Origin of the sequence: Actinoplanes sp. NPDC024001, assembly GCF_040638955.1 — a bacterium.
In the GTDB taxonomy this organism is placed as follows: Bacteria; Actinomycetota; Actinomycetes; order Mycobacteriales; family Micromonosporaceae; genus Actinoplanes.
Map to the genome: position 1 here is coordinate 64,084 of NZ_JBEZZB010000021.1, position 22,023 is coordinate 86,106.

Here is a 22,023-nt window from a genome sequence, read left to right on the forward strand (position 1 = left end):
ACTCCCAACAGACGGACGGGGGATCATCAGCAGCATAAGCGCCGCCGACGATCCCCACGCACGTTACCTCAGGTGAGATCCCGGCTACGCATCGTCCACATTGCCGCAATCAGGACGAGTGCCACCACACCGGCCATCAGACCGCCCGCCATCTGCCAGGTGATGGTGAACATCGGCGGCTCGCAACCGTTCGTCGCCGAGAAGTCACACGGCGCGTTGTAGTCGAACACCTCCTGCTTCTTGTACATCCAGGCGCCGATCCAGTACGGCAGCAGGTAGGCCTGGGCGAACTTCACCTTCGCCATCTCCAGCACCGCGCCGAGGCCGAACTGGAACACCACCACCACGCCGAGCGCGACACCGAACGCCGCCGCGGTGTGCCGGCCGATCGAGGCCAGCCCGAAACCGAGGGCCCCGGCGACCAGCACCAGCCCCAGCGCCCGCAGCCCGGTCAGGCCGAACGACTGCCACACCCCGGAGGTCAGCCGGCCGACCTCGCCGCGGTACTTGCCGATCGCCCAGAACGCCACGGTCCACACCGCGGCCGTCAGCACGGTCAGGGTGGTGAGCCCGACCAGCAGCGCGGCCAGCTTGGTGGAGAGCACCCGCAGGCGCTGCGGGCGCCAGAGCAGGAGATTCATCATCCCGCCGGTCCGCCACTCGACGCCCACGAAGGAGGCGCCGACCACGAACGCGGCGAGAGCCAGCAGCGCCGCCAGCACGACCACCATGTCCGGGAACCCGTCCCGGAAGTCGAAGATCGGCGGGAGGTAGGACTCGGCCGGGAAGTCCTGCTGGGTCGGCTGCCACAGGTTGTCGCAGTTGCCGCCGTACTGCGCGGGGTCCACCTCGCAGCGCTTCTTGTCCTCCGCGGTGTAACGGAGCTGCTCCTGGTAGGCCGCGTCAGCGTCGGCCTGCGCGGCGGCCAGCACCTGCGGCGTGTGCTGCTTGCTGATCAGCGCGGTGCCGGCCGCGACCGCGGTCAGCGCCAGCAGCGCCAGAACCACGAAGATCCGGGTCAGGCGCCGCTTGGTCAGCCGGCGCGTCTCCGCACGATAGAGGCTCACTGTCCCCACCCGCCCTTGCCGGCCGCGCTCATCGCGGTCTGATCCACCTGACGGTTCTGCCCCTCGACCGGCGCGGTGCCGGTCAGCTCCAGGAAGACGTCCTCCAGGTCGGCGGCGACCGGGGTCAGCTCGCTGACGTAGATCTGCCGCTCGGCCAGCAGCTTGGTGATCTGGGCCGGGTTGCTCGCGTTGCCGACGGTGAAGTGGTCCGCCCCGAGGTCGACCTGGGCGCCGGCCGCCCGCAGCAGCTGCGCCGCACCGCCCAGGTCGACGCCCGGCTCCAGGCGTACCCTGACCGCCCCGGATTTGTGCCGGGCCAGCACCTCGGAGACCGAGCCGGAGGTGACCCGCTTGCCGGCCGAAATGATCGTCACCGAGTCGCAGATCAGCTGGATCTCGCCGAGGATGTGACTGGAGAGCAGCACGGTCATGCCGGCCGCCGAGAGGTCCCGCATCAGGGTGCGCATCTCCCGGATGCCGCCCGGGTCCAGGCCGTTCGCCGGTTCGTCCAGGATCAGCAGCTTCGGCTCCTTGAGCAGCGCCGAGGCGACCGCGAGGCGCTGCTTCATGCCGAGCGAGTAGGTCTTCACCCGCTCCTTGGCCCGGTCCCGCAGCCCGACCAGGTCGAGCACCGAGTAGACCCGGTTGCGGTTGATGTCGCCGGCGTCGGCGAGCAGCGACAGCGTGGTCTCCGCGGTCTGGTTGCCGAAGAACTGCGGGCTCTCCACGATCGCGCCGACCTCGCGGGCCACCTCGGGCAGATGCTTGGGCACCTCCCGGCCGAGGATCGCCATCCGGCCCTCATTGGGCTTGATCAGGCCGAGCAGCGTACGCAACGTCGTGGTCTTGCCCGAGCCGTTCGGGCCGAGGAATCCGTGCACCTGACCGGCCTCGACGACCATGTCGAAGCCATCCAGCGCGTTCCGGACACCTTTACGGCCGCGATAGGTCTTCCGCAGCCCTGATATCTCGAGTACGGCGGTCATTCGCCGCACCCTAGGTCAAAAGCGCCACTCCCGGGACCCCGTTCAGGCGGTGATGACCTCGACGCCGGCCTCGCGGAAGGCGGCCACCACCGAGGGCGGGGCGCCGGAGTCGGTCACCAGGGTCTCCACCTTGGTGATCGGGCAGATCCGGGCGAAGGCGTGCCCGCCCAGCTTCGACGAGTCGGCGATCACCACCACCCGCTTGGCGCGGGCGACCATCAGGCTGTTCATCGACGCCTCGCCCTCGTGGTGGGAGGCCGCGCCGAGTTCGACGTCGAGGGCGTCGACGCCGAGCAGGACGATGTCGAGGGTGACCTCCTTGAGGAGGGCGCCGCCGAGCGGGCCGACCACCTCGAACGACTGCGGGCGGACCACGCCGCCGGCCACGACGATCTTCATCCGGGAGCGGACCAGCAGCTCGTTGGCGATGTTGAGGGCGTTGGTCACCACGGTGAGCTGGGCGCCGTCGCCGCTGACGTTCAGGTCGGGGCGGACTGCCAGGGCGCGGGCCACCTCGGTGATCGTGGTGCCGCCGTTGAGGCCGACGACCGTGCCGGGGGTGACCAGGCGGGCGGCGGCCTCACCGATGCGCTGCTTCTCGGCGGAGTGCTTGGCGCTCTTGTACCGCAGGGGCAGGTCGTACGAGACTCCGTTGGCGACCGCACCACCCCGGGTGCGCGTGATCATCTGCTGCTGGGCGAGCTGGTCGAAGTCGCGGCGAATGGTGGCCTGGGACACGTCAAGACGTTCCGAGGCCTCCTCCACCGTTACCCGGCCGCTCTCCGTGAGTAGCTCGAGCAGGGCATTCCACCGCGCGTACCGGTCCACCCAACACTCCCAGATGCACGTTCCATGATAAGTGTGTGCACATTAGTGCGCGAAAGGCCCGGAAGCAAAGCGACCCGATGCGCGAACGACAGTGACAACTTGCCGTCACGGCCAGGTCATGAGCACAATAACGCGCGAAATACCCGGGAACCGAGCGCGAATGCGCAGCAACTACCGGTGAGGAACAGCCATGAGCCATGTCAAAGCGGAGATCGCCACTCAGCCGGAGTGCTGGCGACGGGCCGCGAAGCTAGCCGATTCGCCGGGCCTGCCGGAGCGCGGTGAACGAGTCGCCGTCGTCGGGTGCGGCACCTCCTGGTTCATGGCGAAGTCCTACGCGGTGCTGCGCGAGCAGGCCGGGCACGGCGAGACCGACGCCTTCCAGGCCTCCGACTTCCCGTACACCCGCCGCTACGACCGGCTCGTCGCGATCACCCGGTCGGGGACCACCACCGAGGTCCTGGACGTGATGCGGACCGTCGGCGAGAACACCCCGGTCACCGTGCTCACCGCCGACCCGGCCCAGCCCGCCGCCGACCTGGCCGGGCACGCCGTGGTGCTGGACTTCGCCGACGAGCAGTCGGTGGTGCAGACCCGCTTCGCCACCAGCGTGCTCGCCGTGCTGCGCGCCCACCTCGGCCACGACCTCGAGACCGTGGCGATGGACGGCGAGGTCGCCGTCCGGCTGCCGCTCCCGGTGCACCCGGCGCTGTTCGACCAGATCACCTTCCTCGGCCGCGGCTGGACCGTCGGGCTCGCCGAGGAGGCGGCCCTGAAATGCCGGGAGACCGCCGGTTACTGGACCGAGTCGTACCCCGCCATGGACTACCGGCACGGGCCGATCTCGATCGCCGGGCCGCGCCGCGTGGTGTGGGCCTTCGGTGACGTGCCGGCCGGCCTCGCCGACGAGGTGGAGGCGACCGGCGCCGCCTACGTGCACAGCCGGCACCACGGCGGGTACGCCTCGCTGGGCCGCTGGGTCGGCGGCCGGTCCCCGCTCGACCCGATGGCCGACCTGATCCTGGCGCAGCGCGTCGCCGTGCTGCTCGCCACCACCCAGGGCCTGGACCCGGACAACCCCCGCAACCTCACCCGCTCCGTGGTCCTGCCGTGAAGGCAGTCCTGCCGTGAAGGTGGTCCTGCCGTGAAGGCAGTCCTGACGTGAAGGCAGTCATGACGTGAAAGAGAGCGTCGTCGTCGCTCTGGACGTCGGCGGCACGGGCATGAAGTGCGCCCTGGTCCGGCCGGACGGCACCGTCGTCCACGAGGAACGTCACCCCACCCTGGCCGCCCGCGGTCCGGAGGCGGTCACCGAGAACATCCTGTCCGTCGCCGAATCCCTGGCCGGTAAGGCACGCGCCGACGGGCTCACCCCGGTCGCCACCGGCATCGCCGTGCCCGGCGTGGTCGACGAGCTGAACGGGGTGGCGGTCTGGTCCGCGAACGTGGGCTTCCGCGACGTACCGCTGCGTGACCTCGCCGTCCAGCGGCTCGGCATGCCCGCCGCCCTCGGCCACGACGTCCGGGTCGGCGCGCTCGCCGAGGCTCGCCTGGGCGCCGGGCGCGGACGGGGCCACGTGCTCTTCGTCGCGATCGGCACCGGCATCGCCGCCGGCCTGGTGATCAACGGCGCCGGCTACCCCGGCGCGCACGGCGCCGCCGGCGAGCTCGGCCACGTCGTGGTACGCCCCGGCGGCGCGCTCTGCGGCTGCGGCGCCCGCGGCTGCCTGGAGGCCGAGGCCTCGGCCAAGTCGATCGGCCGGCGGTACGCGGAGCTCTCCGGCATCACCGGCGCCACCGCGTTCGACGTGGCCACCCGGGCCGCCGCCGGCGAGGAGCTGGCCGGCCGGGTCTGGCAGGAGGCGGCCGAGGCACTCGCGGCCGGGCTGCTCGCCGCGCAGGCGCTCTACGACGTCCAGGTGGTGGTGCTCGGCGGCGGGCTCGCCGAGGCCGGCGACGACCTGCTGCGCCCGGTACGCGCGGCGGTCGCCGAGGGCATTACCTTCCACCGCACCCCCGAGATCGTCCGGGCCGAGCTCGGCGACACCGCCGGCTGCCGGGGTGCCGCCCTGCTCGCTCTCGACCACAGTGCCGGCCCCACGGCGGAACACCGACGCAACCCCACGAAAGACCAGGAATAGCCACATGACTCGCATCTCCGGCCGCATCGTCACCCCCACCGCGGTCATCCCCGGTCACCTCGACCTGGACGGGACGGAGATCGCCGCGATCGTGCCGGACCCCGCCGCCGGCGACGACGTGATCGTGCCCGGCTTCGTGGACCTGCACTGCCACGGCGGCGGCGGGCACACCTTCACCACCGGGGACCCGGCGGCGGCCCGCGGTGCGGCGGCCTTCCACCTGGGGCACGGCACCACGACGCTGCTGGCCAGCCTGGTGAGTTCGCCGTTCGAGCTGATGCGCTCGGCCACCGAGGCGTACCGGCCGCTGGTCGCCGAGGGCGTGCTGGCCGGCATCCACTTCGAGGGGCCGTACCTGTCGGGGGCCCGCTGCGGTGCGCAGAACCCGGCCTTCCTGCGCGACCCGGTTCCGGCCGAGCTCGCCGAACTGATCAAGATCGGTGAGGGCGCGGTCCGGATGATGACCATCGCCCCGGAACTTCCCGGCGCACTCGAGGCGATCACGTTCCTGCGGGAGAACGGGGTGCTGGCGGCGATCGGGCACACCGATGCCTCGTACGATCAGACGCAGGCCGGCGTGGCTGCCGGCGCGACCCTCGGCACCCACCTGTTCAACGGCATGCGCCCGCCGCACCACCGCGAACCCGGACCGGTCGTCGGCCTGCTCTCGTCGACCGCCGCGGTCGAGCTGATCGCCGACAACATCCACCTGCATCCCGGGATGCTGGCCTTCGCCGCGCGCAGCGCCGGCCCGGACCGCTCGATCCTGGTGACCGACGCGATGGACGCCACCGGCATGCCGGACGGCCGTTACGAGCTGGGCGGGCAGGAGGTCGTCGTGGCCGACCGGGTGGCCCGGCTGGCGGAGGGCGGCGCGATCGCCGGCAGCACGCTGACCATGGACGTCGCGCTGCGCAACGCGGTCGCCGCGGGCCTGCCGCTGGTCGAGGCGGTGGCGATGGCCTCGACCACGCCGGCCCGGCTGCTCGGTCTCGCCGGGCAGGTCGGTTCGCTGCTGCCCGGCCACCGCGCCGACGTCGTCGTCCTCTCCGCCGACCTCACCGTCAAGCGGGTCCTCCGAGCCGGCTCCGCCGTCTGAGGGCCAGGCCGGCGGGGCGGCTCCAGCCGCGCAGGTCCGGCAGCGGGATCCGGTCGAACGGGATCCGGGTCAGCAGCCGGGCCAGAACCACGCCGAGCAGCACCCCGGCGATCGAGTCGGTGATCCAGTGGTATCCCAGGTACACCGTGGTGCCGAAGACGATCACGACCGGGGCGACGCGGAGCAGGATCCACTCCCGGCGGGTCAGCGGCCGGTTCAGCAGCGCGGTGATCAGGATGGCGAACACCGCGTACCAGACCAGCACGTTGCCCATGTGCCCGGACGGATAGCTCATCGCCAGCCCGCCGTCGGCGTGCGGGTTGAACAGAACGGTCTTCTCCGGGCCGGCGAACCGCGGCGCGGCCCGGTCGAAGAAGACCTTCGCCGGGCCGATGGTGAGGTAGGTCAGCACGAACGCGGCGGCGAACGGCAGCACCGCCCGCACCGACCGCGTCCGGTAGACCAGGATGCCGGTCAGGATCAGCGCGATCGGCGTCAGCACCTGACCGCCCTGGCCCAGGTAGTTGAGCACCCGGGCGGTCCAGTACGCCGGGGCCGGCTGGTGTGCGAAGGCCCAGTCGGCGACCGCCTGGTCGACGCCGAGAAAGACACCGTTCGCCAGGGCCACGGAGATCGCCACGAACCCGGCAAGGGCCAGGAGATCAGGCCACCAACGAGATGTACGCACGCCTACAAGCTAAAGGTGCGCGCGCAACCGGCTGGCCAGCAGGTCCCCCCGCACCCCCGAGTTGGGGCATCCGCCGAAGTGGTGCAGCGCCACGACCTTGTTGGTGGCGCGGGACAGCACCGGCGAGCCGGACGACCCACCCGCGGTGTCGCAGTAGTACGAGACGTCCGAGTGCGCCGCGTACCCGGTGTAGTCCGGGTTCTCGACCGCGCAGTTGCCCGCCTTGTCGCCCTGTCCACCGGCGATCCGGGTGGGTTCGCCGGCCGGGTGCTGCGGCACGTAGAGCGCCTGCCCCCGGGCCGGGCGCGCGGTGTCCAGCGTCAGGTAGCCGAACTTCTCGACCGCGGCGAACCCGTCGACGGTGAAGAGCGTGTAGTCCAGCACCCGGTCGGTGGCGAGCACCTTGTCGCCCCAGACCTTGGTCGGCTTGAAGACGTCGTAGCCACCGCACCTCGCGCACGCGTAGTTGAACCACACCTCGGTGTCGTACGCCTCGTCGGACGTGGTGAGGCAGTGGTTGTTGGTGACCATCCGGTTCTTCGGCCCGGCCCGCCAGCCGGTGCACAGCTCGGTCCCGTTGATCAGCAGCCGGGCGATCGCCTTCGACTTGGTGTAGGCCACCGGGTCCTTCGACTGGTAGCAGACCGCGTCGGTCGAGGTGTCCGTGCCGCAGACCGACTCCTCGCGGCCGGGCGAGGCCGGCGCCTTCTCGCCCCGCTCGAACCCGCGGGCGACCTGGTCGACGTGCACGCCCAGGCTGCCGAGCACCGAGCCGAGACCGAGCGGGTTGACCGCCCGGTGCACCTCCAGCACCGCGGTGTCCCCGGTGATCGACATGGCCCACCGGCCGTCGGTCTCACCGGCTTCGTACCGGTACGACTCGGTGCCGGACGGGTTCGACACGGTCACATAGTCGCCGGGCAGCAGCGCCAGCCGGTCGAAGTGCAGCTTCACGTAGGAGGCGCCCGGGTAGTGGAACTTCTCCTTCTTCGGCCCGGCCAGGTAGCCGAGCAGGCGGTCCACCCGCAGCAGCTCGCCGATCCGCTGCCGTCCGGCCGCCGGCGCCGATTCGAGCCGCCGGTCGCCCCGCACCTCGGCCGACTCCGGTGTCTTCGTCGTGCCGGCGCTGGCCGACGGCGAGGCCGCCGCCTTCCGGCCGGCCTTCGCCGGCGTTCGCTGCGCCGCGTCACCCGTGCCGGCCGGCGAGGGCGTTGCGTGACCCTGCGCCGCCACCGGGGTACGCGCGACGCCCGGCCCGTCGTGCCAGATCCCGACCGGACGATCGTTGGTACGCGTGATCGCCACTGAGCCGGCCGTGGCGACCAGCGCCAGGGCGGCGCACGCTCCGATGACGATGCCTGTCTTGCGTCGCATGCCACTCCCGCTAGGTTCGTCGGCCCGTTTCGCACCTGTGTAACGAGCCACGTACGGACGCGACGCGCCGCACGAAAGTGCACACTTGGTCGGTGCGCATCACGTCCGCCCTCATCGACCCGGCATTGCTGGATCTGCCGTGGCACATTCCGCTCGAGGAATGGCCGGCTGACCACCTGGTCGCGCTACCGCAGGGCATCTCGCGGCACATCGTCCGGTTCGTCAAGCTGAACGACGTCGTCTACGCGATGAAGGAGACCCGGGAGCGGATCGCCGAGAAGGAGTACGATCTGCTCCGCGCCCTGGAGCGGATCGACTTCCCGGCGGTGCAGGCGGTCGCCATCGCCACCGACCGGCAGACCCTCGACGGTGAGCCGCTGGAGACCGTGCTGGTCACCAAGCATCTGCAGTTCTCCCTGCCGTACCGGGCGCTGTTCTCCCGGGTGCTGCGCCCGGAGACGATGAACCGCCTGCTGGACGCGCTGGCCGCGCTGATCGTGCGGATGCACCTGACCGGGTTCTCCTGGGGTGACTGCTCGCTGTCGAACACACTGTTCCGGCGGGACGCGGGCGCCTTCGCGGCGTACCTGGTGGATGCCGAGACCGGCAACCTCTACCCGAAACTCTCCGAGGGCCAGCGCAGCGAGGACATCGAGATCCTGCGGCTGAACATCTTCGGCGAGTGCCTCGACCTGCAGGCCGCCGAGCTGCTGCACGAGTCGATCGACCCGGAGACGGTGGTCGACGACATCGTGGCCCGCTATGAGCGGCTGTGGCACGAGGTGACCTATGAGCAGGAGGTCGCGCGGGACGCCCGGCACCACATCGAGCGGCGGATCCGGCGCCTCAACGAGATGGGGTTCGACGTCGCCGAGGTCTCCATGTCCACCATGGACGGTGGCTACAAGGTGCGGCCCAAGGTGGTCGACGCCGGTTACCACACCCGCCGGCTGATGCGCCTGACCGGCCTGGACGCCGAGGAGAACCAGGCCCGGCAGCTGCTCAACGACCTGGACACCTACCGCGCGGAGAGCCACCTCACCGACGAGCAGCAGGCCGCGCACCGCTGGCTGACCGAGGTCTTCGAGCCGGTGGTCCGGGCGGTGCCGCCGCAGCTGCGCCGCAAGCTGGAGCCGCAGGAGATCTTCTCGCAGATCATCCAGCACAAGTGGCTGCTCTCCGAGCGGGCCGGGCGGGACGTCGGCATGGCGCCGGCCGTGCAGTCCTACCTGACCGAGGTGCTGGTCAACAAGCCCGACGAGCAGGCCGTGCTCGGCGTGGAGGCGGAGTCACTGAGCGGCGGCCTCGTTTAGCGGCGGGCTCGCCAGCTCGACCAGCGCGCGCAGACCGTCGCGCCGGGCGGCAACCAGGATGCGGTCGCCCTCGGCCAGCACCCGGCGGCGGTCCGGCACCCAGTCGACCCACTCCTGCCCGGCGGCGGACATCCCGATCACCCGGGCCGCACCGGGGTGGTCGGCGTGCTCCAGCGGCGCACCGTCCAGGGTGGACCCGGCGTAGACGGTCACCGTGGCGACCATGACCGCGTGCCGGTCGACCGGGATCGTGGCGTGCACGTCGCGTTCCAGCAGGGCGGCCGCGAAGACCGGGGCGCAGAGCCGGGACACACTGCGCGAGATGTTGATCTGAAAGGCCGACTCGACCCGTTTCGCGAAGTCGTCGTCGAACAGCCGCAGCACCACCCGCAGATCCTCGCGGGCGCCGCGGGCGTGCAGCGCGGCCTGCAGGTTGACCGGGTCGTCGGTGGAGAGCACCACCAGGGCCCGGCAGGTGTCGATCGACGCCAGCTGCAGGGTCTCCTCCGACGAGGCGTCCCCGATGATCACCGGAATACCGCGCCGGCGGGCCGATTTCGTCCCGCGTGCCTGGCCGTGCCGGTCGATCGCCACCACCCGCAGGCCCAGGTCGTGCAGCTGCCGCAGCACCTGGGTGCCGACGTTGCCGAGCCCGACCAGCACGATGTGGTCGCGGATCTCCCCGGCGATCCGGCCCTGGCTGAGCGCGAGCCGCGCGTTCACCATGCCGTCCACCACCGCGGCGGTGATCAGCGGGATGATCGCCAGGCCGGCGAGGGTGAGCACCAGCTGGGCGATCTGCGCGACCGCCGGGCGTTCGACCTCCACATCGGACGAGCCGACCGCGGTCAGCAGCGTCACGTAGATCGACTTCCAGAAGTCGTAGTGCGGCTGGTCGAAACGGCTCAGCACCGCACCGGCAATGATCGTGATCGCCACGGTGACCACCACCGCGATGCCGAGTTTGCGGCTCAGCGCGGCCCGCAGCACCCGGCCCACCGCGCGCAGCGGATGCCGCCGGCTGGCCCGGCTGAGCAGCCGCCGGGTCAGGTCCTCGCCCGGCGGGCCACCGACCGCCTCGGCCAGCACCAGGTCGCCCGGTCGCGCCGCCTCGCGTGCCGGCTCCGCCGGCAGCACACTCACCTCGCCGTCGGCGCCGGTGCTGGTCAGGGTCAGCACGACGCGCTTGCTCGCCACGTCGGCACGGTGAGCGACATAGAGCGTACGGTCGGAGTGCCGGAAATGGGTCGGAGCGACCTCGCCGAGCGCCGCCGCGACGAAGGCCGGCGCGGCCATCTCGGCGTCCGAGAGCACCGCGCAGTCCGGGAAGAGCCGGACCACGCTGTCGCCCAGGCCGGTGTTGAACATCCGCACCACGACCCGCAGGTTCGCCTCGACCTCGCGGGCGCAGAGCGCGGCGTGCAGGTTGACCATGTCGTCCGGCATCACCAGCGCGAGGGCCGTCGCACCGGCCAGCCCGGCCTCCCGGAAGGTCTTCTCGTCGAGCCGATCGGCCTTGTGCCAGCGGACGCCGTGCTCGCTCAGCCGGGCCAGATCGGGCACGTCGGGGCGCAGCCGGTGCGGAGTGATCACCGTGACCCGGATCCGGTGGCGGGAATTCGCCAGCTCCTCAGCGAGTGTGTAGACCAGCGCGTCCGCCCCGCAAAGCACCAGGTGGGGCCGATTGTCCCCATCGGACGGGCGGGCGTCGGAAACGTCATCGGCGGGAACGACACTCACGTTCGCAGATCGTAGTCAGCCGGAACCCGTCTGCGGGGCCGCTCGTTGCCCCATCCGAACCATTCGTCCGACTTGGTGGGTATTGCCGCCAACTTATCGTCCGATGTGGCTGGAGAAGATCAGTGCGCAAGTTGTGGTGTGCCGGAGCAATCGCCTGCGGAATCCTCCTTCTCGGAGCAGCGCCCGCTCGGGCGGACGTGCTCCCGAACCCCAGCGTCGCCGACGCGCCGTTGACCGCGCTCGGTTACGCGCTCGAGCCGACCAACGACTGGCGGCTGTCCAGCCCCATCGCGTCGGACCCGCTCAGCGGTGAGCCGCTGGTGACCCTCGAACCGGGCCCCGGCCGCAAGCTGGTCCAGGTGCAGCCGGGCGCGCAGCAACAGCAGGCCCGCCCGATCGAGAAGCCGGCCGACCGCAAGCTGCTGCCCGCCGCCGACGTGGTCAGCCGCACCCTGCCGGACAACACCGACAAGCCGCGCGGCGCGCTCGGTGGCCTGCCGGTCCAGGGTGTCCCGATGCCGCTCGCCGGCCAGGGCCTCCAGATCGCCAACCTGCCGGTCGACAGCGTCGTCGACGGCACCCTGTTCAGCGGTCTCACGCCGGCCGGCCTGCCCGCGGCGGCCGGCACCGGTGCCGGCACGCGGACCCCGGCCGCCGACGAGCGGCCGGTGGCGCTGACCCGCACCGAGGCGCAGAGCGCCGACTTCCCGCTGCTCGGCGGGATCGACGGCAGCAGCACGGTGGACCAGCTCCAGCAGCGGATCGCCAACGTGCAGTCGGACATCTCCGGCCTGCCGATCGGCGGCCGCCCGGTCCGGATGAAGCCGGCCCGCTCCGCCACGAACGTCCCGGCCAGCACCCCGCCGACCGCCTCGGCGCTGCCGACCGACCCGGCGGTGGCCCCGGCCGCTTCCGAGATGCCGACCGCGCAGCCCGACCCGGCCGCAGCCGCCACCCCGGCCGCCTCGGCGACGCCGGTCCCGTCCTCGTCCACGTCGCGGGGCTTCGCCGCCGAGGTCGACGACCCGCGCCTGCACGAGGAGCCGGTCGACGGTTTCGTCGGCAAGTAACCCTCTTTTCTTCCGTGGGGATTTCGGGTGCGATTCGCACCCGAAATCCCCACACTTGGTGGTGGGCCGCCCGCGCGGCGGACAATCAGATCATGCAGACTTTCTTGCCGTTTCCGGACTTCCTCGCGAGCGCTCGCGCGCTCGACATGAAACGGCTCGGGAAGCAGCGCGTCGAGGCCATCCAGGTGCTGCGCGGTCTCACCCAGCCGGGGTACGGGTGGCGGCACCACCCCGCGGTGAAGATGTGGCACGGGTACGAGGAGGCGCTCGTCCGCTACGGGCTGGACATGTGCGACGTCTGGACCGAGACCGGCCGCGCCGACACCTGCGCCGCCACCCTGGTGGTGGATCTGCGCGCGGCGACCGGCATCGACGTCATCCGCACCCAGCCCGAGCTGGCCGCAGCCGGTGACCTGCCGCCCTGGCTCGGCGACGAGCCCCTGCACCTCAGCCACCGGTCGGCCCTGATCCGTAAGGACCCGGAGTTCTACCGCCCGGTCTTCGGCGACGACGTAGCGGACGATCTCCCCTATGTCTGGCCGCCCTCGGACCGGCCGCCGCTGGTGACCACGCCGGTCACGACGGGCCGTCGCTCAGATCCCAGCTGAGCAGGGTGAACGTCATCTCCTCGCAGGCGCCCGCCCGGCGATAGGTGGCCAGCGCCGCCTTGTTGTCGGACTCGGTCGCCACCCACATGCCATAGCAGCCGTTGCCGCGGGCGACCTCGGCCAGCGCGTTGACCAGGGCGGTGGCGACACCCTGCAGGCGGGCCACCGGCGCCACGCCCAGCTCGTAGACCAGCATCTCGGTGCCCTTGTCGGGGTGGGTGGTCTCGACCCCGCTGATCATCCCGATCGGGCGGCCCGCCTCGTCATAGGCCAGCAGCAGGTGGTGGCCCGGGTCGCCGAGAAAGCGGCGGGTGGCCTCCTCGATCGGGGGCGCGTCGAAAAGGTCGGCCGCGCGATGCACCTCGGCTGCGGCGGTGACACGTTCGATGCGCATGGCGCCACGATAGCCAGGGGATATATCACGATTCAGCACTCAATTCCGGCGAGCGCTCTCCGACGGGCGGAGGAATGATCGCTGTCGTTCCGATCGGTAGCATGACGTGCCGACGTGGTGGCGGAGAAGGGCGGCGAGATGGCGGTTCCTGGCAGCGGCGACTCCGGCACCGTGGGCGGCGAGACCCAGCCCACCGTGCCGCAGCCCCACCAGGCGGGCGCACCGGCCCGGTTCACTCCCGGCCTCGCCCCGGCGGCCGATCCGGCCCCGACCGCGGCCACGGTCCCGCACCACCCGGTGCTGGCCGACACCCGCGTCGAGGGCCCTCCGACCGCCAGCGACGCCCGGACCGAAGGCCCGCCAACCGCCAGCGACACCCGAACCGAAGCCGCGCCGACCGCCAGCGACGCCCGGACCGAAGGCGCGCCGCAAAGCCCAGCGCCCCAAAACGTCACGCCGCAAAGCCCGACGCCTCACAACGCCGCGCCGCAAAGCCCGACGCCTCACAACGCCGCGCCACAAAGCCCAGCACCCCACTACGCCGCGCCACAAAGCCCCGCGCCGCAGAGCCCCGCGCCGCAGAGCCCGGCGGCTCCCGCGGGCTCGGCATCGCGGGCGGACAACCCCGACGAGGGCGAGCGGACCGAGCGGATCCGCACCGAGCCGGACCCGGAGTATGTCGCGCCGGTCGACCCCTGGGCCGCCGCCGAAGCCGCCGCGATCGCCGGCGGACACGTGCCCTTCCACCTGTCCGACCCGAACTCCCCGGCGCACCCCCACTCCACCTGGACCATCCAGGGCGCGCCCGGAACCCCACCGGAAACCCCGGGACGCCCGCGCCGGGCGTACCGGAAAGGGGTTTGGGCGGCAATCGCCGCCGGCGCCGTCGCGCTCGGGGTGACCGCCGCCGTGCTCCTCTGGCCGGGTTATCCGGCGCTCGACTTCCGGCAGCTGGACCAGGGGAAGACCTTCGACGCCATGGTGCCGATCTCGTCGAGCTGGTCGAGCACCGGGATCGCCGGGGACCGGGCCTACTACGCGAGCTCCGACTCCGACGGCAAGCTCGGCGTCGTCGCCGTCGACATCGACTCGCGCAAGGAGGTCTGGCGCACCGAGGTCACCGACTCCCGCGTCACCGGCTGGCAGCAGATGGTCGCGCTGCCCAGCGGCGTCGCCCTCTTCTCCACGCTCAACTCGGCCACCAGCCAGACCCTGATGGTCGTCCTCGACGCCGACGACAGCGGCCGCCGGCTCTGGGACCGGCCGCTCGGCAGCTCCGACGAGGTGCACTTCGGAGCAAAGAACGCGCTGGTGGAAGAGAAGGGTGAGGGCCGGCTGCTCTGGCTCAGCCTGGGCACCGGCAAGGTCGCCCACGAACAGGACGACCCGGACTCGTCGCACCTCGTCGAGGTCACCACCGGCAAGGACCTGTCCGGCCCGGCCGGTGTCTTCGGCCGGCCGCTCGACCCGGACCACGGCGACGACCCGCGGATCGTGCAGATCAACGGCGACAACTCGGCCAACGTGCTCGACATCGACTCCCCCAAGATCCTCAAGTCCCGCAAGAGCGTCGCGAACACCAGCAACGAGGCGCTTGCCCACGACGGCCGGCTCTACGTGCAGGACTCGACCGGCGACGCCCAGCGGATCTTCGCCTACGACCTGAACGAGCTGGGTGAGCCGGTCACGCTCTACACCGCCGGGCCGGACTCGACACTCAGCACCTTCGCCCCCTGCGGGGAGCAGCGGCTCTGCTTCGTCGAGACCGACGGCTACGACCGCAAGAAGGACCGGGTGATCGCCGTCGACGCGGTCAAAGGCGGCATCCTGTGGGACGAGGACATGCCCGAGGTCGAATCGCTCGCCCCGGTCGGCGACTCCGTGCTGGTGACCCGGAGCTCCGCCGACGACGAGGTGGCCCTGATCGACGGTGACGGCGCCAAGGTCTGGACCGCCACCGGGCGCGCCGCCCGGCTGGACGGCGGCAACCTCCTGCGCTTCGCCGACCCGCTCACCGCCTCACTCGGCAACCGGACCCTCTCCGGGGTGCACCTCGGCGACACCCCCGTGCCGATGGGCGAGATCCGCGACGTCTACACCGCCTCGTGCTCGTGGAACACGTCGGTACTGGCCTGCGTCGGCCAGGAGAAGTTCATGCTGTTCCGCATCGCGGGCTGAAACACCGCAGACTGGAACGCCGCGGGCTGAAGCACCGCGGGCTGAAACGCCGTCGGGCGGCCTCCCCGCAGGGAGACCGCCCGACAGATTTCGCCTTACGTCAGATCCGGATGCCGGAGCCGGCGTTGAAGACGTGCAGCGCGTTGGTCTGCGGCCGGATGTAGACCGTCTCGCCCATGTGCGGCATGTTGCGACGCTCGGTCCGCACCACGAACCGCTCGGAGCCGCCGCCGACCTCGGAGTGGCCGTAGACGTTCGCGTCCGAGCCGAGGTCCTCGACCAGGTCCACCTTGATCGGCAGCGCGTCGATCGACTCGCCGACCACGTCGGCGGCCTCCGGGCGGAAACCGATGGTGACCTTGCCCTCGCCACCCTGCTGGGCCGCGGCGACCTGCTCGCGGGTCAGCGGGATGTTCAGCGAGCCGAAGGTGGCGCCACCCTCGGTCAGCGGAACGGTCTTGATGTTCATGGCCGGGGAGCCCATGAAGCCGGCGACGAAGACGTTGCCGGGGGTGTCGTAGAGCGCCCGCGGGGTGTCCACCTGCTGCAGCACGCCGTCCAGCATGACCGCGACCCGGTGACCCATGGTCATGGCCTCGACCTGGTCGTGCGTCACGTAAACCGTGGTGACGCCGAGCTTCGCCTGCAGGGTCGCGATCTGCGAACGGGTCTGGACACGCAGCTTGGCGTCGAGGTTCGACAGCGGCTCGTCCATGAGGAACACCTGCGGCTGGCGCACGATCGCGCGGCCCATGGCGACACGCTGACGCTGACCACCGGAGAGCGCCTTCGGCTTCCGCGACAGGTACTCCTCGAGCTGGAGCAGCGCGGCGGCTTCCTTGACGGCGCGGTCGATCTCCGCCTTCGGGGTCTTGCGCAGCTTCAGGGCGAACGCCATGTTCTCGTACACCGTCATGTGCGGGTAGAGAGCGTAGTTCTGGAACACCATCGCGATGTCACGGGACTTCGGCGGGAGGTGGGTGACGTCCTTGTCGTTGATGAGGATGCGGCCGCGGTCCACGTCCTCCAGGCCGGCGAGCATGCGCAGGCTGGTGGACTTGCCACAACCGGAGGGGCCGACCAGGACGAGGAACTCTCCGTCGCCGATCTCGAGGTTCAGCTCGTTGACCGCTGGGCGCTCGGAGCCCGGGTAAATCCGGGAGGCCTTGTCATACGTGACGGTAGCCATGGTGAATCGACTTCCTTTCCACCGGCAGGAACGTGCCGGACGATCCGAGTAGAAGGAACAGCCCCGCAACCGTATTTGTTTTTGCCGGACCTGCCAAGATGGCGACCGCATCACAGGACGTTATGCTGAGGCCCGCATGCCCCTGTAGCTCAGCTGGCCAGAGCACCCGTCTTGTAAACGGGAGGTCGTCGGTTCGATCCCGACCGGGGGCTCGGTCGTCGGGTGCCCTTGTCCGCGGAAAGCGCGGACCGGGACGCCTCGCGTGCTTACCGGGGGGCCGAGGCCCCCGCACCCCCCACGTTACGGTGGTTGCGGTGAGTGGATCGCCCGCGCGTCTGGGTGATCGGTCTTTGATCTTTTTATGAGTTCCGTACTGGTGGCCGCCCTGGCTGTGGCCTTCACCCTCACCCCTGCCTCGGAGTGGAATCAGCCCGGATACGGCCCTGGTGCGACGTATTTCAATCCGTTGGAGAGCCGGCTTAACGCGGCGACGGTCGGGGCGATTGGTAAGCGGTGGGAGATTTCTACGCGGGGGGCTCCGGACTGTGAGATCGGGCGGGAGCCTCTGGTTGCGGGCGGGAACGTCTACACCAGTGATCCGGGTGGGGTCGGGGCGTACGATCCGGCGACCGGGGTGCGCCGCTGGCACGCCGCGCTGCTACGGCGAGGGGTTACCCGGCTGGCGGTCGGTGACGGCAAACTTGTTGCTTTGACATATGCGTGCGACGGGCAGGGCAGCTACCTGACCGCCTTCAACGGCAGCACCGGGGCGCGCCTGTGGGACGTTCCGCTCGGTGGTCCGGCGCAGGACATGGTCGTCGACCGCGGGCTGGCCGTGGTCGACACCCGGCCCGACTTCGCGCTCAGCACCACCGCGTACCGGCTGGCCGACGGTTTCCGGGCCTGGCGGCTCACCGGCACGCGCGGCGACGGGTTGCTGTCGGCGGGCGGGCGGCTGCTGTTGCGTACCGATCAGGGATCACGAGCGGTTGCCGTGAGCACCGGCGCCACCCTCTGGCAGACCACGGAGAACTGGTATGCCGTCGGCAGCGATCCGGCCGGCACCCGCTTCTACGTCGGCGGGGCGGGCGGCGGGCTGACCGCGGTGAACGCGGCCGACGGGGTGCCGATCTGGAAGTCGGCGTGGCCGTCGCCGTCGGTCACCGCGGACGACCAGCGCGTCTACTTCCCGCGTCATCGCAGCATCATCTGCCTGGACGCACGGACCGGCCGCAAGCTCTGGTCGGTGCACCTGCCCGGCGCCGCAGGCCAACCGGCACGGGCCGGCAGCCTGCTCTACGGCCCGTCCGGCATGGGTTCACCACTGCGGATCGTCGACGCGGTCACCGGGCGTGGCCTGCGCGGCGGCATGCCCAGCGACCAGAATTACCCGCCGGCTGTCGCCGACGGCCGGCTCTTCCTCACCGACGGCAGCCGGCTGCGCGCTTACTTCTGACCCCGATTCCGTACGGCGCGGGCGCCGCGCCGTACGGAAAGCGGGTCTGTCAGCCCTGAAGCCGGCGGCGCGCCACCTCGGCGAGGGTCACCGCGGCCGCGACGCTGGCGTTGAGGGACTCCACGTCGGAGGCCATCGGGATGCTCACCCGCAGGTCGCAGGTCTCGCCGACGAGCCGGGACAGACCGCGGCCCTCGGAGCCGACCACCACCAGCAGCGGGCCGACCGCGGCCTCCAACTGGTACAGATCGGTCTCGCCGTCGGCGTCCAGACCGATCGCGGTGAACCCGGCCTTCTGCGCCGACTTGATCGCCCGGGTCAGGTTGACCACCTGGGAGACCGGGACGCGGGCGGCCGCGCCGGCGCTGGTGCGCCAGGCGGTCGCGGTGATCCCGGCGGCCCGGCGCTCGGTCATGAAGACGCCGTGCCCGCCGAAGGCGGCCACCGATCGGATCACGGCGCCCACGTTGCGCGGGTCGGTGATGCCGTCGAGCGCGACCAGCAGCGGGGCGGTCTGCTCCAGCGCGGCGGCGACCAGGTCGTCGAAGTCCTCGTACGCGAACGGGGGGACCTGCAGGCCGATGCCCTGGTGCAGCACCCCGCCGGTCATCCGGTCCAGCTCGTTGCGGCTGATCTCCAGGATCGGGATGCCCCGGTCGCCGGAGGTCCGGACGATCTCGGTCACCCGGTCGTCGATGTCGATGCCCTGTGCCACGTAGAGCGCCGTCGCCGGGACCAGCGCGCGCAGCGCCTCCACCACCGGGTTGCGCCCGAGCAGCAGCTCGGGACCTTCCTTGGTGGGGTTGGACCGGCGGCCGGGGGCGACCCGCGGGCCGCGCGGACCGGCGGCACGGCCGCGCGTCGTCTGCGCCCGGGTGATCCCGGAGGCCCGGCCACCGCCGCGGCCCCAGGTGGTGTCCTTGCTGCCGGGAACGCCGACCTTGGGGGCGCGCCCCTCGGCCGCCGCCGCCCGGCGCTCCTTGTCCTGCTTGCGCGCGGTCTTCTCGGGCAGTTTCTCGGTGCCCGAGTACGCCTTGTGCCAGGGCCGCTCGTCAGCGGGCAGGGTCTTGCCCCGCCCCTTCAGACCGGACTTGTTCTTGCCGCCGGAGCCGACCGAGGCGCCCTTTTTCGAGGTCGCCCGCTTGCTCACGTTGTACGAATTGCCCGGCATCAGTGTTCTCCTACCGTCCAGCGCGGCCCGGTCGGAGTGTCCTCCACCTGAATACCCGCGTTCTTGAGCTGGTCCCGCACCGAATCGGCGGCAGCCCAGTCTTTCCGTGCGCGGGCTTGTGCCCGCTGTTCCAGTGCCAGCGCGACCAGTGAGTCGACAACCGGCTTCAGGTCGTTGCCGCCCTCGCCACCGCCCCAGGCGGGGTCGAGCGGGTCGAGGCCGAGCACGCCGAGCATGGCCCGGACCGCGGTCAGCGCACCGCGGATGGCCGGCTCGTCGCCGGCGGCCAGCGCGGTGTTGCCCTCCCGGACGGTGTCGTGCACGATCGCCAGCCCGGCCGAGGTGTTCAGGTCGTCGTTCATCGCCTCGGCGAACGCCGGCGGCACCGCCTTGGGCCGGCCCTGCCCCACGACCTCGACGGCACGCTGCACGAACCCCTCGATCCGGCGGTAGGCCACGGCGGCCTCGCCGAGCGCCTCGGCGGTGAAGTCGATCCGCGAGCGGTAGTGCGGGGCGGCCAGGTAATACCGCATCTCGACGGGACGGATGCCGTCGCGGCCCACCGACTCCAGGTCGATCACGTTGCCCAGCGACTTGCTCATCTTGGCCTCGCCGAGGTTGAGCAACGCGTGGTGCACCCAGTAGCGGGCGAAACCGAGCCCGGCCGCCTTGGACTGGGCGATCTCGTTCTCGTGGTGCGGGAAGGTCAGGTCCAGGCCGCCGCCGTGGATGTCGAACTCGTCGCCGAGATAGCGACGGGCCATCGCGGAGCACTCGATGTGCCAGCCCGGCCGGCCGCGGCCCCACGGCGAGGACCAGTAGGCGTCCTCCGGCTCGGTGGGCTTCACGCTTTTCCACAGCGCGAAGTCACGCTGGTCGCGCTTGTCCCGCTCGGCCACGTCGGAGCCGCGCATGTCCTCCGGTTTCTGGCCGGAGAGCGCGCCGTACTCCGGGTACGACAGGACGTCGAAGTAGACGTCGCCGTTGCCGGACTCCGCCGGGTACGCATGACCGCGCTCGATCAGCACCTTGATCAGGTCGTGCATCTCGGTGATGTGCCCGGTGGCCAGCGGCTCGTAGGTGGGCGGCAACACGTTCAGCGCGCGGTAGTCGCGGTCCAGCAGGAGCCGGTTCGCATAGGCGATCGCCCAGTAGGGCTGGTTCTGCTGAACCGCCTTCACCAGGATCTTGTCGTCGACGTCGGTCACGTTCCGGATCAGCGTCACGTCCAGCCCGACGTGCAGCAGCCAGCGGCGCAGCACGTCGTAGTTGACGGCGGACCGGAGGTGGCCGATGTGCGGTGGGGACTGCACGGTGAGACCACACAGGTAGATCCCCACCTGACCGGGAGTCATCGGGACGAAGTCCCGGACCGATCGGGTCGCGGTGTCATACAAGCGCAGCGTCACCGTACAAGGGTAGCGGCCGGACTTTACCGACGGCCGCCCCGGCCGTGCGACACGACGGCCGCGTACGCATCGACGATCCCGTGCCCGTAGAAGCCGTTGAACGCCCGGTTGCCCTCGCAGCGGGCCGTGAACTCGGCCGGCCGGTCACGGTAGCTCTGCAGCCGGGGTTCCGGGCAGGGCCGGGCGTCGGCGGTCCGGTAGAGCTCCCGCTCGACCGCGGCCGGGCTCATGTCCTTCCCGCCCCGGCCGACGATCAGCGCGGCCACCCCGGTGGCGTGCGGGGCGGCCATCGAGGTGCCCTGGGCGTACAGGTAGTAGGCGCAGGTACCGGACGAGCAGTCCTTGACCACCGAGTCGGCGCCGTCGCTGGTGATCTCGCCGTCCTTGCCGACCAGCCCCTCCGCCTGCAGCACCTTCTTCGGGTAGCTGGAGAGGATCTCGCCGGCCGTGCCGTGCCCGTCGGAGCGGTCGCCGCCGGGGGCCGCGATCCCGGTCTGCTCGACGCCGTAGCTCGAGTAGTCGGCCTTGCGCCCGGACGGCCCGACCGCGGTGACGTTGACGACGTGCGGCCCCTCCTGCGGCAGGTGCAGGCAGGTGGAGTTGTCGATCTTCCGCGGGTACGGCTCCCCACCGTAGTTCGGGCTGCTCGTGTCGGTCCGCGGCCGCCCCAGGTCCTCGTGGGTGTTGCCGAGCGCGCCGATCAGCGTGACCCCACGCTCGTGCGCGTAACGCAGCGCCCGGTTCAGCCCGGTGATGATGGCCCGCTGCTCGGCCTGCCGTTCCTTGCTGTCCGCCGGGTTGGCCGAGCAGACGAACCGCCACGGGTCGACGAAGAAGGACATGTTCACCACGTCGAGGCCCGCGTCGCCGGCGTAGGTCAGCGCGTCCACCACCGGGTCGAGGAAGAAGTAGCCGGAGTCCTGGCCGCCCTTGAGCTCGACGAGGGTGACGCCGGGCGCCACCCCGGAGATCCCGGCGCCGTCGGCCGCCGCCCCGATGGTGCCGGCCACGTGGGTGCCGTGGCCGCCGTCGTCGGTGCCGACCGGGTCGAGGCAGCCCTTGACCTCGCACGGGCCGTCGACGGCCGGGATGTCGGGCGCGAAGTTGCGGGAGAGGGTCCGGCTGAAGTGCGGGGCGAGGTCCGGGTGTTCCGCGTCGAGGCCGGTGTCGAGCACCCCGACGGTGACGCCCGGGTCGCCGGACCGTACCTCGCGGGCCCGGTCCGCGCGGACCATGCGCAGGCCCCACAGCCGGTGGTCGAGCGGGTCGAGGCCCTTCGGGCCGGGTGGCGCGCCGCGCTCGGCGGCCGGGC

The 22,023-nt window shown here is 71.3% G+C and carries 19 protein-coding genes and 1 tRNA gene; 9 read left to right on the forward strand and 11 right to left on the reverse strand.

The annotated features are described in order from the left end of the window. Positions 1-68: 68 nt before the first annotated feature. Genes AB0F81_RS11135 through AB0F81_RS11145 form a run of 3 tightly spaced genes read right to left on the reverse strand, consistent with a single transcriptional unit; the run spans position 69 to position 2,881 of the window. Positions 69-1,067, reverse strand: coding sequence for an ABC transporter permease subunit (locus AB0F81_RS11135; protein ID WP_360194543.1), 999 nt, complete (start codon positions 1,065-1,067; stop codon positions 69-71). Beyond that, entirely contained in the window at positions 1,064-2,053 is a 990-nt protein-coding gene (locus AB0F81_RS11140) for an ATP-binding cassette domain-containing protein (protein WP_360194546.1), read from the reverse strand. Before AB0F81_RS11140 ends, AB0F81_RS11135 begins: the two co-directional genes overlap by 4 nt. A gap of 42 nt (positions 2,054-2,095) precedes the next feature. Next, positions 2,096-2,881, reverse strand: coding sequence for a DeoR/GlpR family DNA-binding transcription regulator (locus tag AB0F81_RS11145; RefSeq protein ID WP_360194549.1), 786 nt, complete (start codon positions 2,879-2,881; stop codon positions 2,096-2,098). 190 nt (positions 2,882-3,071) lie between these two features. On the opposite strand from AB0F81_RS11145, the gene AB0F81_RS11150 reads away from it, so the two are divergent. The 3 genes from AB0F81_RS11150 (at position 3,072) to nagA (ending at position 6,121) form a co-directional block, all read left to right on the forward strand. Continuing rightward, a complete protein-coding gene (locus AB0F81_RS11150; protein ID WP_360194552.1) occupies positions 3,072-3,995 on the forward strand; it encodes a sugar isomerase in 924 nt (307 codons plus the stop codon). Between the two features lie 64 nt (positions 3,996-4,059). Next, complete coding sequence (locus AB0F81_RS11155; RefSeq protein ID WP_360194555.1) at positions 4,060-5,022, forward strand: ROK family protein; 963 nt, start codon at positions 4,060-4,062, stop codon at positions 5,020-5,022. Between the two features lie 4 nt (positions 5,023-5,026). After that, positions 5,027-6,121, forward strand: a complete 1,095-nt coding sequence (gene nagA, locus AB0F81_RS11160) for an N-acetylglucosamine-6-phosphate deacetylase (protein WP_360194558.1) — start codon at positions 5,027-5,029, stop codon at positions 6,119-6,121. On the opposite strand, the gene AB0F81_RS11165 is transcribed toward nagA, so the two are convergent. After that, a complete protein-coding gene (locus AB0F81_RS11165; protein ID WP_360194561.1) occupies positions 6,087-6,809 on the reverse strand; it encodes a phosphatase PAP2 family protein in 723 nt (240 codons plus the stop codon). The genes nagA and AB0F81_RS11165 overlap by 35 nt on opposite strands. Positions 6,810-6,818: 9 nt before the next feature. Then, positions 6,819-8,183, reverse strand: coding sequence for a serine protease (locus tag AB0F81_RS11170; protein ID WP_360194564.1), 1,365 nt, complete (start codon positions 8,181-8,183; stop codon positions 6,819-6,821). A gap of 92 nt (positions 8,184-8,275) precedes the next feature. On the opposite strand from AB0F81_RS11170, the gene AB0F81_RS11175 reads away from it, so the two are divergent. Further along, entirely contained in the window at positions 8,276-9,496 is a 1,221-nt protein-coding gene (locus tag AB0F81_RS11175) for a DUF4032 domain-containing protein (protein WP_360194567.1), read from the forward strand. On the opposite strand, the gene AB0F81_RS11180 is transcribed toward AB0F81_RS11175, so the two are convergent. After that, positions 9,473-11,236, reverse strand: coding sequence for an NAD-binding protein (locus AB0F81_RS11180; protein ID WP_360194570.1), 1,764 nt, complete (start codon positions 11,234-11,236; stop codon positions 9,473-9,475). The genes AB0F81_RS11175 and AB0F81_RS11180 overlap by 24 nt on opposite strands. A 197-nt stretch (positions 11,237-11,433) precedes the next feature. Between AB0F81_RS11180 and AB0F81_RS11185 the strand changes: the two genes are divergently transcribed. Further along, positions 11,434-12,306, forward strand: coding sequence for a hypothetical protein (locus AB0F81_RS11185; protein ID WP_360194573.1), 873 nt, complete (start codon positions 11,434-11,436; stop codon positions 12,304-12,306). Between the two features lie 92 nt (positions 12,307-12,398). Continuing rightward, the gene (locus tag AB0F81_RS11190; RefSeq protein ID WP_360194576.1) at positions 12,399-12,914 is read left to right on the forward strand and encodes an MSMEG_6728 family protein; all 516 of its coding nucleotides are present in this window, start codon (positions 12,399-12,401) and stop codon (positions 12,912-12,914) included. Here the strand turns inward: AB0F81_RS11190 and AB0F81_RS11195 are convergent. Then, positions 12,883-13,308: a GNAT family N-acetyltransferase gene (locus AB0F81_RS11195; protein WP_360194579.1), complete on the reverse strand. Its 426-nt coding sequence runs from the start codon at positions 13,306-13,308 to the stop codon at positions 12,883-12,885. The genes AB0F81_RS11190 and AB0F81_RS11195 overlap by 32 nt on opposite strands. Positions 13,309-13,422: 114 nt before the next feature. On the opposite strand from AB0F81_RS11195, the gene AB0F81_RS11200 reads away from it, so the two are divergent. Further along, a complete protein-coding gene (locus AB0F81_RS11200; RefSeq protein WP_360194582.1) occupies positions 13,423-15,486 on the forward strand; it encodes a PQQ-binding-like beta-propeller repeat protein in 2,064 nt (687 codons plus the stop codon). 100 nt (positions 15,487-15,586) lie between these two features. On the opposite strand, the gene ugpC is transcribed toward AB0F81_RS11200, so the two are convergent. After that, on the reverse strand, positions 15,587-16,675 hold the full coding sequence (gene ugpC, locus AB0F81_RS11205; RefSeq protein ID WP_360194585.1) for a sn-glycerol-3-phosphate ABC transporter ATP-binding protein UgpC: 1,089 nt from the start codon (positions 16,673-16,675) through the stop codon (positions 15,587-15,589). A gap of 138 nt (positions 16,676-16,813) precedes the next feature. Between ugpC and AB0F81_RS11210 the strand changes: the two genes are divergently transcribed. Both AB0F81_RS11210 and AB0F81_RS11215 read left to right on the forward strand, forming a co-directional pair. Further along, positions 16,814-16,887, forward strand: a tRNA-Thr gene (locus AB0F81_RS11210). A 149-nt stretch (positions 16,888-17,036) separates the two neighbouring features. Beyond that, positions 17,037-18,131 carry a PQQ-binding-like beta-propeller repeat protein gene (locus AB0F81_RS11215; RefSeq protein ID WP_360194588.1) on the forward strand — a complete coding sequence of 365 codons (1,095 nt, stop codon included), beginning with the start codon at positions 17,037-17,039 and terminating at the stop codon, positions 18,129-18,131. Positions 18,132-18,180: 49 nt separating this feature from the next. Here AB0F81_RS11215 and rlmB read toward each other — a convergent pair whose 3' ends face one another. The 3 genes from rlmB to AB0F81_RS11230 form a co-directional block, all read right to left on the reverse strand. Beyond that, positions 18,181-19,302: a 23S rRNA (guanosine(2251)-2'-O)-methyltransferase RlmB gene (gene rlmB, locus AB0F81_RS11220; RefSeq protein ID WP_360194591.1), complete on the reverse strand. Its 1,122-nt coding sequence runs from the start codon at positions 19,300-19,302 to the stop codon at positions 18,181-18,183. Continuing rightward, positions 19,302-20,711 carry a cysteine--tRNA ligase gene (gene cysS / locus AB0F81_RS11225; protein WP_360194594.1) on the reverse strand — a complete coding sequence of 470 codons (1,410 nt, stop codon included), beginning with the start codon at positions 20,709-20,711 and terminating at the stop codon, positions 19,302-19,304. The genes rlmB and cysS overlap by 1 nt, the downstream gene beginning before the upstream one ends. A gap of 23 nt (positions 20,712-20,734) precedes the next feature. Further along, on the reverse strand, positions 20,735-22,023 hold a 1,289-nt coding region (locus AB0F81_RS11230), incomplete at its 5' end, for a S8 family serine peptidase (RefSeq protein ID WP_360194597.1).